The sequence below is a fragment of the Rhodanobacter sp. MP1X3 genome, assembly GCF_014207165.1.
Taxonomy (GTDB): domain Bacteria; phylum Pseudomonadota; class Gammaproteobacteria; order Xanthomonadales; family Rhodanobacteraceae; genus Rhodanobacter.
This window is the reverse complement of sequence record NZ_JACHCO010000001.1, coordinates 845,086-860,146: the sequence shown is the minus strand read 5'-3', so window position 1 is coordinate 860,146 and position 15,061 is coordinate 845,086. Positions and strand designations below refer to the sequence as shown.

The following is a 15,061-nucleotide window of genomic DNA, read 5'->3' as shown; positions in this document are numbered from 1 at the left end:
GTTCGCACAGCAAAAATAGTATTTCATATAGCAAAACTTCGAACGCTGTTTATCCCCCGCGGCACACATCGCCATCCCATGGCTCGTTGCCCGCCAGCCGGCATTTTTGCTGTCTCGGGCACAGCAAGAACGCACTGGCGACTTCAGCCCATTGTCGAAAGATCAGGAAATCACGCATGCCCGTCACCTCAGCCATCCACGATTTCGTTGCCGTCATTACCTTCAGCAATCCGCCAGTCAACGGCCTCGGCCAGGCTATTCGTCGTGGCCTGATCGATGCGCTGAACGAAGCCCTGGAAAACGATGCGGTGAAAGCCATTGTCGTCACGGGTGGCTCCCAGTACTTCTCAGGCGGGGCCGACATCCGCGAATTCAATACGCCACAAGTGCAGATGGAGCCATCGCTGCACAGCGTGATCAATGCGTACGAAGCCAGCACCAAACCGGTGATCGTGGCGATCAACGGTACGGCGCTGGGTGGTGGTCTGGAGCTGTCGCTTGGCGTGAATTATCGCGTCGCCTCGGCCAATGCGCTGATCGGCCTGCCCGAGGTAAAGCTTGGACTGCTGCCGGGCGCTGGCGGCACGCAGCGTCTGCCACGTGCGGCAGGTTTGGAGAACGCGCTCAACATGATCGTATCCGGCACGCCGGTGTTGGCAAAAACGTTGGCCGATACGCGCCTGTTCGACCGCATCAGCCAGGGCGATGCGCAGGACGATGCCATCGCGCTGGCGCACGAGGTGGTTGCCGCCGGCAAGCCGTTGCCGCACGTGCGTGACTGGAAAATCGACCACCCGAATGCCGAAGGTTTTCTTGGCTTTTCGCGCACGGCCATCGCGGCCGCGTCAGGCCCCTACCCCGCCCCGCTGCGCTGCCTCGATGCGATCGAAGCCGCCGTGCTGAAACCATTCGACGAAGGCATGCAAGTCGAGCGCGCGGGCTTCATGGCCCTGCTGGAAACGCCCGAGTCGAAGGCATTGCGTCACGCCTTTTTCGCCGAACGCGCGGCCAGCAAGGTCACCGACATCGGCAGCGACGTGAAGCCGCGCGAGATCAAGCGAGTCGGCATCATCGGCGCCGGCACCATGGGCGGCGGCATCGCGATGAATTTCCTCAATGCCGGCATCCCGGTGACGATTCTGGAAGTAAAGCAGGAATTCCTCGATCGCGGTTTGACCACCATCCGCAAGAATTACGACAACAGCGCCAAGAAAGGCCGCATGACGGCCGAACAGGTCGAGCAGCGTATGGGTCTGCTGACGCCGACGCTCGCCTATGCCGATCTTGGCGATGCCGACATGATCATCGAGGCGGTGTTCGAGGAGTACGACGCCAAGAAAGCCGTGTTCGAGCAACTCGACAAGGTCGCCAAACCCGGCGCCATTCTCGCCAGCAATACCTCCACGCTCGATGTCGATCGCATTGCCAACTTCACCTCGCGTCCGCAGGACGTGCTCGGCACGCACTTCTTCAGCCCCGCCAACGTGATGAAGCTGCTGGAAGTGGTGCGCGGCAAGGCCACGGCGAAAGACGTGCTCGCCACCGTGATGGCGCTGGCGAAGAAAATCAAAAAGACCGCCGTGGTATCCGGCGTATGCGACGGCTTTATCGGCAACCGCATGATCGAACAGTACAGCCGCCAGGCCGGCTTCCTGCTCGACGAGGGCGCGCTGCCGCAGCAGGTCGACAGGGCGATCGAGAAAATCGGCTTCGCCATGGGCCCGTTCCGCATGGGCGACCTCGCCGGCAACGACATCGGCTGGGCAATCCGCAAACGGCGCTATCGGGAAAAGCCCGACATGACCTATTCGAAGACGGCCGATCTGCTGTGCGAGATGGGCCGTTATGGCCAGAAAACCGGCAGCGGCTGGTACGACTACAAGGCGGGCGACCGCACCGCGTATCCGTCGGCCGAGGTCGACGCGATGATCGTCAAGCACTCGGCCGATATCGGCGTCACCCGCCGCAAGATCGATGACAAGGAAATCGTCGAACGGCTGATCTATTCGCTGGTCAACGAGGGCGCGCACATTCTCGAGGAAGGCATTGCCGCGAAAGCCTCGGACATCGATACCGTATACCTAGCCGGTTATGGCTTCCCGGTCTGGCGCGGCGGCCCGATGTTCTATGCCGACACGGTTGGCCTGAGCCATGTCATCGCCGCGATGAATCGCTACGCGAAAGGCTATCAGGGCGACGCGTGGGAACCTGCACCTCTTCTTCGGAAACTGGCCGATGCCGGCCAGTCCTTCAACACCACGGCAAAGCCCGCATGAAAGAAGCACTGATCGTTTCCACCGCGCGCACCGCACTGGCCAAGAGCTGGAAGGGCGCCCTCAACATGACGCACGGCGCCACCATGGGTGGCCACGTGGTGGCGCATGCCGTCGAGCGTGCTGGTGTCGAACCGGATGCCATCGAAGATGTGCTGATGGGCTGCGCCTATCCTGAGGGTGCGGACGGCGGCAACATCGCGCGGCAGATCGCGCTGCGTGCCGGCCTGCCGGTGAGCGTGCCCGGCGCCACCATCAACCGTTTCTGTTCGTCCGGCCTGCAGTCCATCGCCATGGCCGCGCAGCGCGTTATTGCCGGCGAAGGTGATGTATTTGTGGCCGGCGGTGTGGAAAGCATATCCTGTGTGCAGAACGTCGCCAACACGCACATGTTCACCGAAGGCTGGCTGCTCGAGCACAAACCGGAAATCTACTGGCCGATGCTGCGCACCGCCGAAACCGTAGCCAAACGCTACGACATTTCGCGTGAGCGGCAGGATCGCTATGGCGCGCAGAGCCAGCAGCGTGCTGCTGCTTCGCAGGCCGCCGGCTTGTTCAACGAGGAAATCGTGCCGATTACCGTGTTGGCCGGCATCGCCGACCGTGCCACCGGCCGACTGTTCACCCGCGAAGTCACCCTGCTCGCGGACGAAGGCATTCGCCCGGATACGACCTACGAAGGTGTGTCGACGATTCGTCCGGCGATTCCCGGCGGCGTCATTTCGGCCGGCAATGCCAGCCAGTTCTCCGACGGTGCATCGGCTGCGGTGATTGCCGATGCCGATTTCGCCGCCAGGCATTCGATGAAACCGCTGGGCATTTTCCGCGGCTTCGCGGTGGCGGGCTGCGAGCCGGACGAAATGGGCATCGGCCCGGTTTTCGCCGTACCCAAGCTGCTCAAGCGCGCCGGCCTCACCGTCGACGATATCGACCTGTGGGAACTCAACGAAGCCTTTGCGGTGCAGGTGCTGTATTGCATGGACAAACTCGGCATCGACCCGGCCAAGCTCAACGTCAACGGCGGCGCCATCGCGGTCGGTCATCCCTACGGTGTGAGTGGCGCTCGACTGGTGGGCCACGCGTTGATCGAGGGCCGTCGTCGCGGCGCCAAATATGTGGTGGCCACGATGTGCATCGGCGGTGGCCAGGGCGCGGCCGGCCTGTTCGAGGTACTACCGGCGTGAGCAATGAGCTGTTGATTTCGCGTCGCGATCTGGAGTTTCAACTTTACGAGTGGCTCAATGTTGGTGCGCTGAGCGAGGCGGAGCGCTACGCCGATCACGGCCGCGAAACCTACGACGCAGTGCTCGATGCCTGCGAGCGTCTGGCCATCGAAAAGTTTGCACCGCATTATCAGAAGGCCGATCGCGTCGAGCCGCAGTTCGACGGCGAGCGCGTCACAGTGATCGACGAGATCGGCCTGGCACTGAAAGCCTTTGCCGATGCCGGCCTGCCGGCAGCCACGCAGGACTATGAGCGCGGTGGCATGCAGTTGCCCACGGTGATCGAGAAAGCCGCGTGGTCATACTTGTGTGCGGCGAATATTTCGACCGCCGCCTATCCGCTGCTGTCGCTGGCCAATGCGCGTTTGCTGCTGCATCACGGCAATGCCGCGCAGGTCGCTGCGTTCGCCGAACCGCAGCTGCGCGGCGAATGGTTCGGCACCATGTGCCTGTCCGAACCACAGGCTGGCTCCTCGTTGGCCGATGTCACCACGCGTGCCGAGTACGAGGGGGAATCACCATTCGGCGGACAGTACCGCGTCAGCGGCAACAAGATGTGGATTTCCGGCGGCGACCACGAACTCGGCGGCAACATCGTGCACCTGGTGCTGGCACGTGTTGCCGATGCAGACGGCCAGGTTATTCCCGGCGTCAAAGGCCTTTCCCTGCTGCTGGTACCCAAGTACCTCGTCAACGACGATGGCTCGCTCGGCGAACGCAACGACGTGCGCGTGGCCGGCATCAACCACAAGATGGGCTACCGCGGCATCGTCAACACGCTGCTGAATTTTGGCGAAGGCACGGCGTATCAACCGGCCGGCAAAGCGGGCGCGATCGGCTATCTGGTTGGCCCGCTGCACGGCGGCCTGGCCTGCATGTTCCACATGATGAACGAGGCGCGCATCGGTATTGGCCTGGGTGCCACCGCACTGGGCTACACGGCCTATCTGCACTCGCTCGACTACGCACGCAATCGACCGCAGGGCCGCTCGCTCGGATCGCGCAGCAGCAAACAACAGCCGATCATCGAGCACGCCGACGTGCGCCGCATGCTGCTCGCGCAGAAGTCGTATGCGGAAGGCGCACTGGGATTGACTCTCTATTGCGCGTTACTGGTCGATCAGGCACGCGTGGCAACGGATGAAAGCGAACGCGTGCAGCTCGAACAACTGCTCGAACTGCTCACGCCGATTGCCAAGAGCTGGCCCTCGCAGTGGTGTCTGGCCGGCAACGATCTGGCCATCCAGATTCACGGCGGCTACGGCTACACGCGCGAGTACAAGGTCGAACAGTTCTATCGCGACAACCGTCTCAATCCGATCCACGAAGGCACCCACGGTGTCCAGGCAATGGATCTGCTCGGTCGCAAGGTCACGATGAACGACGGTGCGGCGCTGATGCAGTTCAGCACACGCGTTTCCGCAACCATCGACCATGCCCGTGAACTGGATGGGCTGGCACCGCACGCGGATGCCCTGCACGCACAGCTGAAGCGGCTACAGCAGGTAACACGCACGCTGTGGTCCGCCGGCGATCCCGTGCTGACGCTGGCCAACGCCAGTGTCTATCTGGAAGCGTTCGGCCACATCGTGATCGCCTGGATCTGGCTGCAGCAGGCCGCTGCCGCGCACGGCAAGGACAGCGATTTTCATCAGGGCAAGCAGCAGGCCGCGCAGTATTTCTTCGCGTGGGAACTGCCCAAGGTCACCGCACAACTCGACCTGCTCGCCACGCTCGATCGCAGCACGCTGGATATGCGCGACAGCTGGTTTTAAAGCCGTCGCACGGACTTTCAAATGCTCTAACTTCTTACGGATACTTCATGGATCTCGATTTCAACGCTGAAGAAAACGCTTTTCGCGACGAGGTGCGCGCGTTTCTGAAAGCGCACCTGCCGAGCGAAATCAGCACGCGCATCGGCCGCGGCGACGACAGCCAGATCGCGCAGGACATTCCACGCTGGCAATCCATCCTGCATAAACACGGCTGGGGTGCACCGGCGTGGCCGGAAGCTTTCGGTGGCACCGGCTGGACCACGACGCAGCAATATATTTTCGAGACCGAATGCGCGCTGGCCGATGCACCGCTCCAGCTGCCGTTCGGACTGAAGATGGTCGCCCCGGTGATGATGCGCTACGGCAACGCCGAGCAGCACGCACGCTTTCTGCCGCGCATCCTGTCCGGCGAGGACTGGTGGTGCCAGGGCTATTCCGAGCCTGGCTCCGGCTCTGATCTGGCGTCGCTGAAAACCCGCGCCGTACGCGATGGCGACGACTACATCGTCAACGGCCAGAAAGTGTGGAATACGCTGGGTCAGTTCGCCGACTGGATCTTCTGCCTGGTGCGCACCGACTCCAGTGCCAAATCACAGCAGGGCATCTCGTTCCTGCTGATCGACATGAAGTCGCCCGGCATCAAGGTGCAGCCGACCCGCCTGCTGGACGGCACGCACGAGGTCAATGAAATCTGGTTCGACAATGTGCGCGTGCCCGTCGCCAACCGTATCGGCGAAGAGAACGATGGCTGGACCTACGCCAAGTTTCTGCTCGGCCACGAGCGCACCAATATCGCCGGCATCGGCGGGTCCAAACGCGAGCTCCAGCGTCTCAAGCAAATGGCCGCCGCGCGTCAGCTTGACGGCAAGCCGCTACTCGAGGATTCGATGATCGCCTCGCGAATCGCCCAGGTGGAAATCGACCTCACCGCACTGGAAATCACCAACTTGCGCGTGATCTTCGACGCCGAACAGAAAAAGGCGCCCGGCCCGCAGGCCTCGATGCTGAAGATTCGCGGCACCGAAATCCGCCAGCGCATCGCAGAGCTGCAGGTCGATGTGCTCGGTGCCGACGCACTCGCCTTCGATGGCCACAGCGACAGCGACGATGTGCCGCGTGCGATGGCCGACTATCTCAACCTGCGCAAGCTCTCGATCTTTGGTGGATCCAACGAGATCCAGCGCAACATCATCGCCCAGATGATTCTCAGGCTACGGGGATAACCAGCATGGATTTCTCATTCAACGACGAGCAGCAGATGCTGCTGGATACCACCCGCCGCCTGATCGCGAAGGATTACACCTTCGCCCATCGTATGAAGATTCGCGAAGGCGCCGACGGTTGGTCACGCGATACCTGGATGCAGCTGGCCGATCTGGGCCTGTTGGCACTGACCATCCCCGAAGACGACGGCGGCATCGGCGCGGGTGCGATCGGCGCGATGCTGGTCTCCAATGCCGTCGGCGAAGGTCTGCTGCTCGAGCCGTTCCATGCCAGCGCGATCGTCGCCACCCAGGCCATCGTGCAGATCGCCGACTCGGAGCAGCGCGCCCGCTGGCTACCTGCGCTGGCCAGCGGTGAAACCATCGCGGTTCTGGCGCATGACGACGCGGGCAAAGGGATTGGCGTCGAAGCCACGCCGGACGGTAGTGGCTGGAAACTGACCGGGCACAAGCAGGCGGTGTATCACGGCGACATTGCCGACCTGCTGCTGGTCTCGGCGCGCATAAAGGGCAGTGATGAAGTGGCGCTATTCGCGTTGCCCGCTGATACGCAGGGCATCCCGCGCCACGGCTATCGCACGGTCGACGATCAGCGCGCCGCCAATCTCGAACTCAAGGACGTCAGTGCCAGCGCCGATACGCGGCTTGGTGGGGATGCCGCGGCCGGCCTGCAAACTGCAACCGATTTTGGCCTGGCCGCGCTATGCGCCGAAGCCGTTGGCGCGCTCGATCGCATCCTCGCCGCAACCATCGACTACAGCCGTGCGCGCAATCAGTTCGGCGTGCCGATCGGCAGCTTCCAGGCCTTGCAACACCGCATGGCCGACATGCTGATGTATGCCGAACAAGCACGCTCGATGTCCTATCTCGCCACATCCCGCTGTACCGATGCAGATGCCGACGTTCGACGCGCGGCGCTATCCGCCGCCAAGGTTTCCATCGGCCAGGCCGCGCGCTTCGTCGGCCAGCAGGCCGTACAGATTCACGGCGGCATGGGCATGACGGACGAGCTTGATGTCAGTCATTACTTCAAAAAGCTGACCGCGTTCGAGTTGCGTGGCGGGACGACGGATGCGCATTTGCGAGGGTATGCGCGGGGGTTGTCGGGTAAGTAGGCGAGGTTCCACCAGGGCAGGTACTAGGGTGATCCGCGGAGCCGCGGCTGTGAATCGTAAGCCCGAGATGGGCCTATCAGAGACCAAGTTTATGAAAAAAAACCATGTTTCTTAAACGTGCGTCCTTTAAAACTTTGTCCCAACTCAAAACCTCGATATAAAGATTGATATTTTCATACCAATTGAACCAACCCAAAGCGTCGGGCATCACTTTGAAATTCTTCTCCCGCTCTAGCCATTTCTTGACCTTATCGGTCAGGTCACAAACTACGTAGCCATAAAACGGTGTGTTTTTGGCGACATGAATGTCCCGCCCCTCCAGAGTCCTATATTTACTGTCTTGAATGTTATTGACGTATCGAATGATTTGCTGGACGGGGTCCTCTTTTGAGGGCGGGTTAACGAAGTCGTCCCGCTGTGGCTTCTTGAACTCAAAGATAGTCACAGGATTGCTGGGCTCGTTGTCCCCCCGATAGGCGACGGGATGATCGTAGGCGATGATATCTGGACGCCCCGAACGCCCCTTATTCAACGGAAGATCTGAAGAGAGGTACTGGGTGAAATTCAATCTTTCATCGATCAGCCAAAGATTGTGATCCTTGTACTCCAAAGTGCCGCTGTCTTTTTTCCTTGGAAAGATGATGTCGTGAACAATCCCTTCGTCCTTATAGTCATCGCTGGCCGTGATCTGTAGGCTTTTCTCAAAGAGGTCCAAGACGTTCTTTCGCAGGGCAACATAGTGGACCAAGTCATTCTTGCTGTTCGCTGATATGCGCTCCACAACGTCGGAAATACTTTTCTCAAAATTTTCCACACTTCCATCGCTGAGAATCTTGCTGACCTCCCGACGGATCGTCGTTTCGTCCTTGAACTTCTCTTCCTGAAGCCTTGCCTCGATCTGCTCATTCGATGGGTTGTAAGGAAAGGTGTTTAGGTCAACCTTCTTCAAGATTTCTTTGTGCCAAGGCGCGTCTGTCTCAACATAAGATGTGATCTGCGCGGCCTTTTTTTCTTGGCGAGACGTAACTTCAGAAGCAATGGCCAACTTTGTTAACTCAGCCGCTTGCGTCTCAATTTGCGATTGGGATATGCCGTAAATGGCATCGTTTTCTTTGTGAAAATCGAAGCCTCCTCTTTCCAGCGAGACATGTTCATTCAAGTACTCGCCGAACACGTAAGTCTTGACGACATAGTTCCTTCCTTCATCAGAAGCGCCATCTGCCTTAAGCTCGAAAAACTCCTCAGCAAACTCCGGGATATAGGTCTGGGTTGCGGTCTCAGTAACCTCGCGGTTGTGCGCAACGAGACTTATCTTGCTCTTGGTATTACGTGGAGAAAAGAACTTGAAGATACGCACTTGGAAAGTATGTAAGCAGCCATTTACCTCAATGGAAAACGAATTCTCCACAGTGGGAATTTCCCTGATGACTGCCGCCTTATCTCCGAGATAGTCATTGAGAACAATCTCGTCACGACCGCCTTCCTCCACCAAAACAACGCGAGGGCACTCGTAATTTTCCGCAATAAAGTAGGGCAAAAGCTTTTCAACAATACCCTTCGCGATGGTCGGAAGCTTCTTGTTAAGCCTGTCAGCATGCCTCACTGATCCCAGACAAACCTTGGTTCCCGTAACACTCTGAATAGCATCAGAGATTTTTTCGTTAACGATGATCTCTGTGTCTTTACCCATTTCGAACCGGCGCCGCCTTAGCGATCCGCCGACTGAAAACGTGCTATCGATCTGGACGCTATCGAAATACTTGAGGCAGGTGAACCGGCCGAAGCCTTTGCCGCCCTGGGTTATCTTGTTATCGGTGTAGAGGGTATCGAAAGCGTTGCGGTTCCTATCATTGAAGCCAGTTCCATTGTCTTCAACAAAAATGGAGTCAACAGCCGGGATCGAGCCCTCCACCGCACTTATCTCCATCTGAGGGGAACGTTTGATGGTCACCGTTACCAGTCCCGACTCGGGCTTTCCATCTTCTATCGCTTGTATTGCATTGACCACCAGCTCAACAACAGGTGTGTAAACTGTGGTACCTGTCCTGATATTTTCAACGGCTCGCTTGATGTTGACGTTACTCATCGTGAAACCGTCCTAGTCATTTGAAGCCGAGGTCATCTTGAGGAGTGCTATTTTGGTGAGCGTTGCTAATTTTAACGGAACTTATGACCTCTAAATAGAAATCACGATCCTTTAGAAGATCGCTCGTCAAAAGTCCTCGCTTATACAGCGAAACATAAAGCGACGCCGAGTATGCCTGACAGTTGATCGATTTCTCTGGATTAAAGGCAATATCTGAGAAGGCACTATATTTAATAACTTGTAGAGCAAGGTCTTCTTTTTTGTGAAGCGCGTTTATGTATAGCCAATCGTAAAAAGCTGTTCGTGGCAGAAGATCCCAATCCACGCCAAAGAAGTTAAACTTTATAAGCCTTCCTGATTCTTTTAGTCGCGGATCTCTCTTTGCATCGATAGAACGCTTTTCAAAAATGTCTCTAAAAGGCCCGCCATTTTCGAAAACTTTACTGGCCTGAAATGCACACTCAAGGCTAAATTCGTGACCGTATTTGAGGGTCTTGATCATCAAATTAAACGCACTTAAATTGATACCAAGCTCGTCCCTTGATTTACTCGATATCTCAAGCACTTTATTAATATTGAGATTTTTTCTGGCCTCTTCGTGCAGTGAGTCAATCGATTTCTGAGATTGACTGATAGCCATCCCAGGAAACCATTTGAACTGAACCATCTCCGTTCTAACGAATTCAGGACCATTCAGCGATGGCATAAATATGGGGCGCTCAGCCATTACACAATTACCTTTTTCCAATGCTTATAATCACTTCGAGGCTGGAAATAATTGGGCAGAACTTTAACGAATAGGCCCGGATAAGCCGCCTCAAGCCTGCGTTTGATTTCATCTCTTTCGACGATCACACCTAAGATTTTTTCATGAGGGACACCGTCCAGCAAAAGAACCTCAGCCTGCGGATGTGTGGGTAGCTTAATGTGTAAATTAAGGTCGAGCCTTCGCTTTTCCTCAAAGTCGTCGTACATCCTTCTAAACGAATGCAGTGACATTCTTTCCAGCAGCGGAGTAACGGTCACTGAATTTGATGCCGCGTTGCAATGACAAAACGCGCTCCTATTTTGCCAAAGCACACTGGCATCTATGACCAATATTATCCAATCGGCGTCCCGATTTTGCAGACGCAACCTGTAGAACATTAAATAATTAGGGAACTCGATCGAAACGCAAACAGCATCGGTTCCATCTAGCCTAAGTTCATCATTACAGCCGTCTCTGTTTTCCAAATGATTTCTTGGCAGTAAACCTTTGGCGAGAATCGCGTCGAGATTGGTGAGCTTGGTAAAATGCATTAAATACTTAATCTGCCGTTCGGCAGCAAACGCTTCAATTTCCCTGCTGATCCCTGTGTTCATCCCTGGAAATTCCTTACCCGTTTATAGGCGCGAAGTGCGACTGACTGATCGGAGACCCCTCAGGTTGTTGCTATTCGACCAAGCGCTCACTTCAACCGCCCCCAACATCCGGAATTCACGCCCCATGGCTCTTGCTTATGGTTGCCTGAGCATACGCTCGCTGTTTTCCTACTGCACGCTTCTTGGAAAGCCAACACAAGGTCACATGAGCCCCCTCCCGGCCAGCGCGCCATATTCCTCGACCGATGACGACCGGCAACGCTAACGGAGTGCCCGTCCGGTTGGCGTGGCCAACCGCCGGCATCGGGACAAACTCCATATGCCTTGAGATCCCTATGCCAGACCAAAACAAAAGCCCCGCCTGAGCGGGGCCTTTTTTGTCAGGAATGTCCGATTTGTAACGTTGTAAGCCGGCTAAGCCATCAGAGACTCGCCTCTAACTCAACCGTGATAACAGCCCTGTCGAATTATGTCCGCATCACGGGCCCTTGTTGCTGGGTCGGCCCTTGTTGAGTTTGATTTTGCGCTACCTGTTGTTGCTGAGCTTGGGCTTGGGCTTGGGCCTGGCCTTGTTGGCCCTGTTGCAAGGCCTGTGGCCAATGTGCACTGCTCTGCGCAACGGGCGTGTTTAGCGCTTGCATGGTTTCCACGTGAGCCATCTTCCGGTCTAGTCCATGAACGCTGTTGGCATTGCCTTCCACCGCGAAGATTCGTCCACCGTCCGACCCCACCAGGACTTGGTCAATTTTATTCAGACCACCGGCCCGTGCGGAAACCACCAGTGAGGCCGCAAGATTGTCACTGTGCTCAGTAGGAGCACGACCATGTTCCGCATCAATCTTACCTACCCCCGTCCGTGCTTGTTGATACATCGCGTAATCGGGATGCTTGGGGTCGTTCAATTGCTGCTCGCTTAAAAGATGCTGCAGCACACTTCGGTGTTCCGGCATCGGATTGGAGTGGGAGCTGTTGAGGTGACTGCCGGGAACAGGGTCTTTGATGCTTTTGACATCGTCCACGTTCTCAGCAGGCCGATAGGCACTTTTGCCCTCACCGTGCCCCGGTAACGGAAGTCGAACGCTTGGCCCTAACGGCATGCCGGGCAGAGAAATATCTGCATGATTCTGGCGTTCGATACCGGCATGATTTAAACCGGCCCATGTGAAGTCCACACAGTTGTGTCGAGCATCTTTGTAGTACGTATCAAAGCCAAATTTTTCGGGATGTTGCCCGAATTCGTTCAACTTATCGTATTGGCTTTTGCTGATTTCCATCGTTCTTGCGTAGAGCGGATTTTTATAATTTACGTTGTCGTTATCCGAGATGGCACCAGCCCCATCCATGCTTCCATGCTGGATTGGAGCAAAGCCAAAACTCTGCGGCTTGTCGTGCCCATTGCTTGTTGTATAAAACATGTGCCCCGGTCCGGATGTCGTTCCGGGCGCCTCTTTGACCAGCGGCGTACCGGGAGCCGCGACGTAAACAGTGACTGTGTATTTATCATCATCCATGGCTCAATCCTCACTCACCTGTATTGTAAAACTCGTCCACTTTCAACTCAGTCTTGACGTGTTTGAACATGGGCAGGTCCTGCACCGTTTTGACCACCGCAACATAGTGCCCGTATTGAGATAGGTAGAATCCCGCGATCAGGACATAGGATGTAACTCCATCGTGTGCATAAAGATTCAATTTCGCTAACGAGCTATCTGCTTTTGCTTTCGATCCATTAGCAGCCGACACGATGGCTTCGTCATCCTGCGTTGGAATGGGTGTCGTCTTGCCATGGTCGACAAGAAAAACCTCGACACGAACGGGCACATCTTTTTGCTGGATGACGTGCTCGATGCTGCCATCTTCTGTCTGTGGAAAGTCCAGGCCAACCATGAAACGTCGCTTGAGATTGGCTTGACCTTCAACCACCGAAAAATCAATTCGAGCGGTCTGCCCCGCCTTGTCCATCGGGAAGGAGACCGTCACCGGCAATGCATGATGTGAAGTGGATGCTGGTGAGCATGCGGCTCCCGTGAGAAGTCCGAAGCATCCGAACAACAGGCCAGCAATCCTTGATGCAGTTTTCACTGTGACGATTCCTTGTGAGATGCAATTCCATCCTATCGCAACACGCAATCGTGCTCCACACGGTGTATCGCATGCGTGGTGTGGGGCACATCAGTCACGCCGATAGAAAATGTCAATTTTGTTGGGAAAGCGACCCGCGCGCTTTCGTAAATACTGAAGAAGCAGAGAAATTCAAGATTGAATCCAGTCCTGAATTTTTTGTTCTAGACGACTTTATCGACTGCGGAGGCAGGATGCCGTAGCGAACATCAGCGCAGCCGATGGCCCGAAGGGCGAGGCGCAGGGTATGCCGAGTAACCGCGCTTGCCACCGTGCTGGGAGACTAGGATTGTTGGTCCCATCCTTGGGACCAACCCCGCTTCGCGGGGCCAGCCTGCGGCTGTCCAATTTTGTTCCTGACAAAATTGTCGAACCGTGGTTCGCCTCCGTTGCCTCCACAGACCAAAATAAAAAGCCCGCCACAAGGGCGGGCTTTTTATTTTGGCTGGGAGACTAGGATTCGATAGGTTCGAAGCCAAGCGCCAAGAATCAAAGACTTATAGAACTCGAAATCTGCAATGTGGGAGCATTGTGGGAGCATTTGTGTGAGCGTTTCAAGTTCATCCGAAACACTGACTAGCCTCAACGTCGCGATGCGCGGCGAGCGATCATTGACGCGGGCACGGGCACGGGGGATGCGCGCGATCCCTCAGACATTGATACCCAAACGAAAATCTCTGCCGAACATTTCAGCGCTTCAGCAAAGGCCGCAGTGCCATCTAGCACTCGTCACCATCACCCAAGCGTGCCGTGGCTACCTCGGAGCATGGAGTCAACACGAGCCTACTGTTTTGGCATAGATGCAGTGCAACTGGCCACAGCTAGGAGGGTCAGAAGGGGCAGCAAACGGGGCATGCGTAAGTCCATGAATCTGAAGATGATGGGGTATAAACGACTGCATAGGAGCAAGGGAAAGAGCAAGAGAACCTTATGGTATCTATAGGAGTCCTAGTGAGCCCTACTAGAGTCATCAGTGGAAGAGTCTCCTTACTGACCCCCTCTCCTCTGTCATTGCTCAGCTCGCTGATCCTCGGCAGACTCACCCGATGGTTCAACTATGGGGAAGGAATGTGCTCAAGCAGGGCTTGGTGGCAAAGGGACTATTGGTTGTCTTGATCGTCGCGATTGCCACGGCTGCTTGCGTGTTAGTTGTGGGAGCGACAGCGAAGGATGTGGCAGGCTGGTTGATTCCGTTGGTCGGCACGTACGTCGGCGCGGCCTACGGTGCGTCCTACGCGTTTAAGCTTCAACAGGGCAAGGAAGCAGCGGCGGCAGATCGTGCCAAGGTGGACGCACTAAACCGGGCGCTGATGGTCATGTGTCTCCAGTACAACGAAGTAGCTGCAACGTGGGCGAAGATGCGCAGCTTCGACAGGGGCGAGCTTCCCAGAATGATCGGCCTTCCCGCATACCAAGCTCCACAATTTGACTACCGCCAGCACGTTGTGGATTTGGCCTTTCTTATGCGCTTTGACAATGCACAGTTGATCCTCGAGATCTCGATCGAGCAGGGTCGCTTTGATGCCTGCTTGGACTCGATGCAATTACGGAGCAAATATTTTGTAAAGACGGTGGAACCGCTCATCGAACAGTATGGACTCCGATCCAAGCTGCTCAGTGAGCAGTTGGTATTCACTGCGTTCGGCGAGCGAATCTACCAGACACTTCGTAACAACACGAACTCTTTGTACGAGCACTTTGCGACTACAGAAGTAAGCCTGTTCGAGACGATTGAGAAACTCCACCGTACGGCGAAGCAGTTCTTCCCAAGAGAGAAGTTTTTCAAGGTTGGCCGAGTCAACTTTATGGCGGAGCCAACAAACGGGCTGGAGGGCTTAGACCTAGAAGCTGAGAGTCGCGGAATCGAGTGACGTTTCCCTCAG

At 56.3% G+C, this 15,061-nt stretch carries 11 protein-coding genes; 6 read left to right on the top strand and 5 right to left on the bottom strand.

Going from position 1 to position 15,061, the window contains the following annotated elements; genetic code table 11:
• Nucleotides 1-176 precede the first annotated feature (176 nt).
• The 5 genes from HDE79_RS03490 to HDE79_RS03470 are packed head-to-tail and all read left to right on the top strand — an operon-like array spanning nucleotide 177 to nucleotide 7,609.
• Nucleotides 177-2,276, top strand: a complete 2,100-nt coding sequence (locus HDE79_RS03490; RefSeq protein ID WP_184600520.1) for a 3-hydroxyacyl-CoA dehydrogenase NAD-binding domain-containing protein — start codon at nucleotides 177-179, stop codon at nucleotides 2,274-2,276.
• Nucleotides 2,273-3,457, top strand: coding sequence for an acetyl-CoA C-acyltransferase (locus HDE79_RS03485; protein WP_184600519.1), 1,185 nt, complete (start codon nucleotides 2,273-2,275; stop codon nucleotides 3,455-3,457). Before HDE79_RS03490 ends, HDE79_RS03485 begins: the two co-directional genes overlap by 4 nt.
• A complete protein-coding gene (locus HDE79_RS03480; protein WP_184600518.1) occupies nucleotides 3,454-5,271 on the top strand; it encodes an acyl-CoA dehydrogenase in 1,818 nt (605 codons plus the stop codon). The genes HDE79_RS03485 and HDE79_RS03480 overlap by 4 nt, the downstream gene beginning before the upstream one ends.
• A gap of 47 nt (nucleotides 5,272-5,318) precedes the next feature.
• Entirely contained in the window at nucleotides 5,319-6,494 is a 1,176-nt protein-coding gene (locus tag HDE79_RS03475) for an acyl-CoA dehydrogenase family protein (protein ID WP_184600517.1), read from the top strand.
• A 5-nt stretch (nucleotides 6,495-6,499) separates the two neighbouring features.
• Nucleotides 6,500-7,609: an acyl-CoA dehydrogenase family protein gene (locus HDE79_RS03470; RefSeq protein WP_184600516.1), complete on the top strand. Its 1,110-nt coding sequence runs from the start codon at nucleotides 6,500-6,502 to the stop codon at nucleotides 7,607-7,609.
• Between the two features lie 76 nt (nucleotides 7,610-7,685).
• Here HDE79_RS03470 and HDE79_RS03465 read toward each other — a convergent pair whose 3' ends face one another.
• The 5 genes from HDE79_RS03465 to HDE79_RS03445 all read right to left on the bottom strand — a co-directional run bounded on the left by HDE79_RS03465 (nucleotide 7,686) and on the right by HDE79_RS03445 (nucleotide 13,139).
• The gene (locus HDE79_RS03465; RefSeq protein WP_184600515.1) at nucleotides 7,686-9,695 is read right to left on the bottom strand and encodes an ATP-binding protein; all 2,010 of its coding nucleotides are present in this window, start codon (nucleotides 9,693-9,695) and stop codon (nucleotides 7,686-7,688) included.
• A gap of 16 nt (nucleotides 9,696-9,711) precedes the next feature.
• Nucleotides 9,712-10,422, bottom strand: coding sequence for a hypothetical protein (locus HDE79_RS03460; RefSeq protein WP_184600514.1), 711 nt, complete (start codon nucleotides 10,420-10,422; stop codon nucleotides 9,712-9,714).
• Nucleotides 10,422-11,057, bottom strand: coding sequence for a DarT ssDNA thymidine ADP-ribosyltransferase family protein (locus HDE79_RS03455; RefSeq protein WP_184600513.1), 636 nt, complete (start codon nucleotides 11,055-11,057; stop codon nucleotides 10,422-10,424). The genes HDE79_RS03460 and HDE79_RS03455 overlap by 1 nt, the downstream gene beginning before the upstream one ends.
• 467 nt (nucleotides 11,058-11,524) lie before the next feature.
• Nucleotides 11,525-12,568, bottom strand: coding sequence for an XVIPCD domain-containing protein (locus tag HDE79_RS03450; protein WP_184600512.1), 1,044 nt, complete (start codon nucleotides 12,566-12,568; stop codon nucleotides 11,525-11,527).
• 10 nt (nucleotides 12,569-12,578) lie between these two features.
• Entirely contained in the window at nucleotides 12,579-13,139 is a 561-nt protein-coding gene (locus HDE79_RS03445) for a hypothetical protein (protein ID WP_184600511.1), read from the bottom strand.
• 1,109 nt (nucleotides 13,140-14,248) lie between these two features.
• Between HDE79_RS03445 and HDE79_RS03440 the strand changes: the two genes are divergently transcribed.
• Nucleotides 14,249-15,049, top strand: coding sequence for a hypothetical protein (locus HDE79_RS03440; RefSeq protein ID WP_184600510.1), 801 nt, complete (start codon nucleotides 14,249-14,251; stop codon nucleotides 15,047-15,049).
• Nucleotides 15,050-15,061 lie beyond the last annotated feature (12 nt).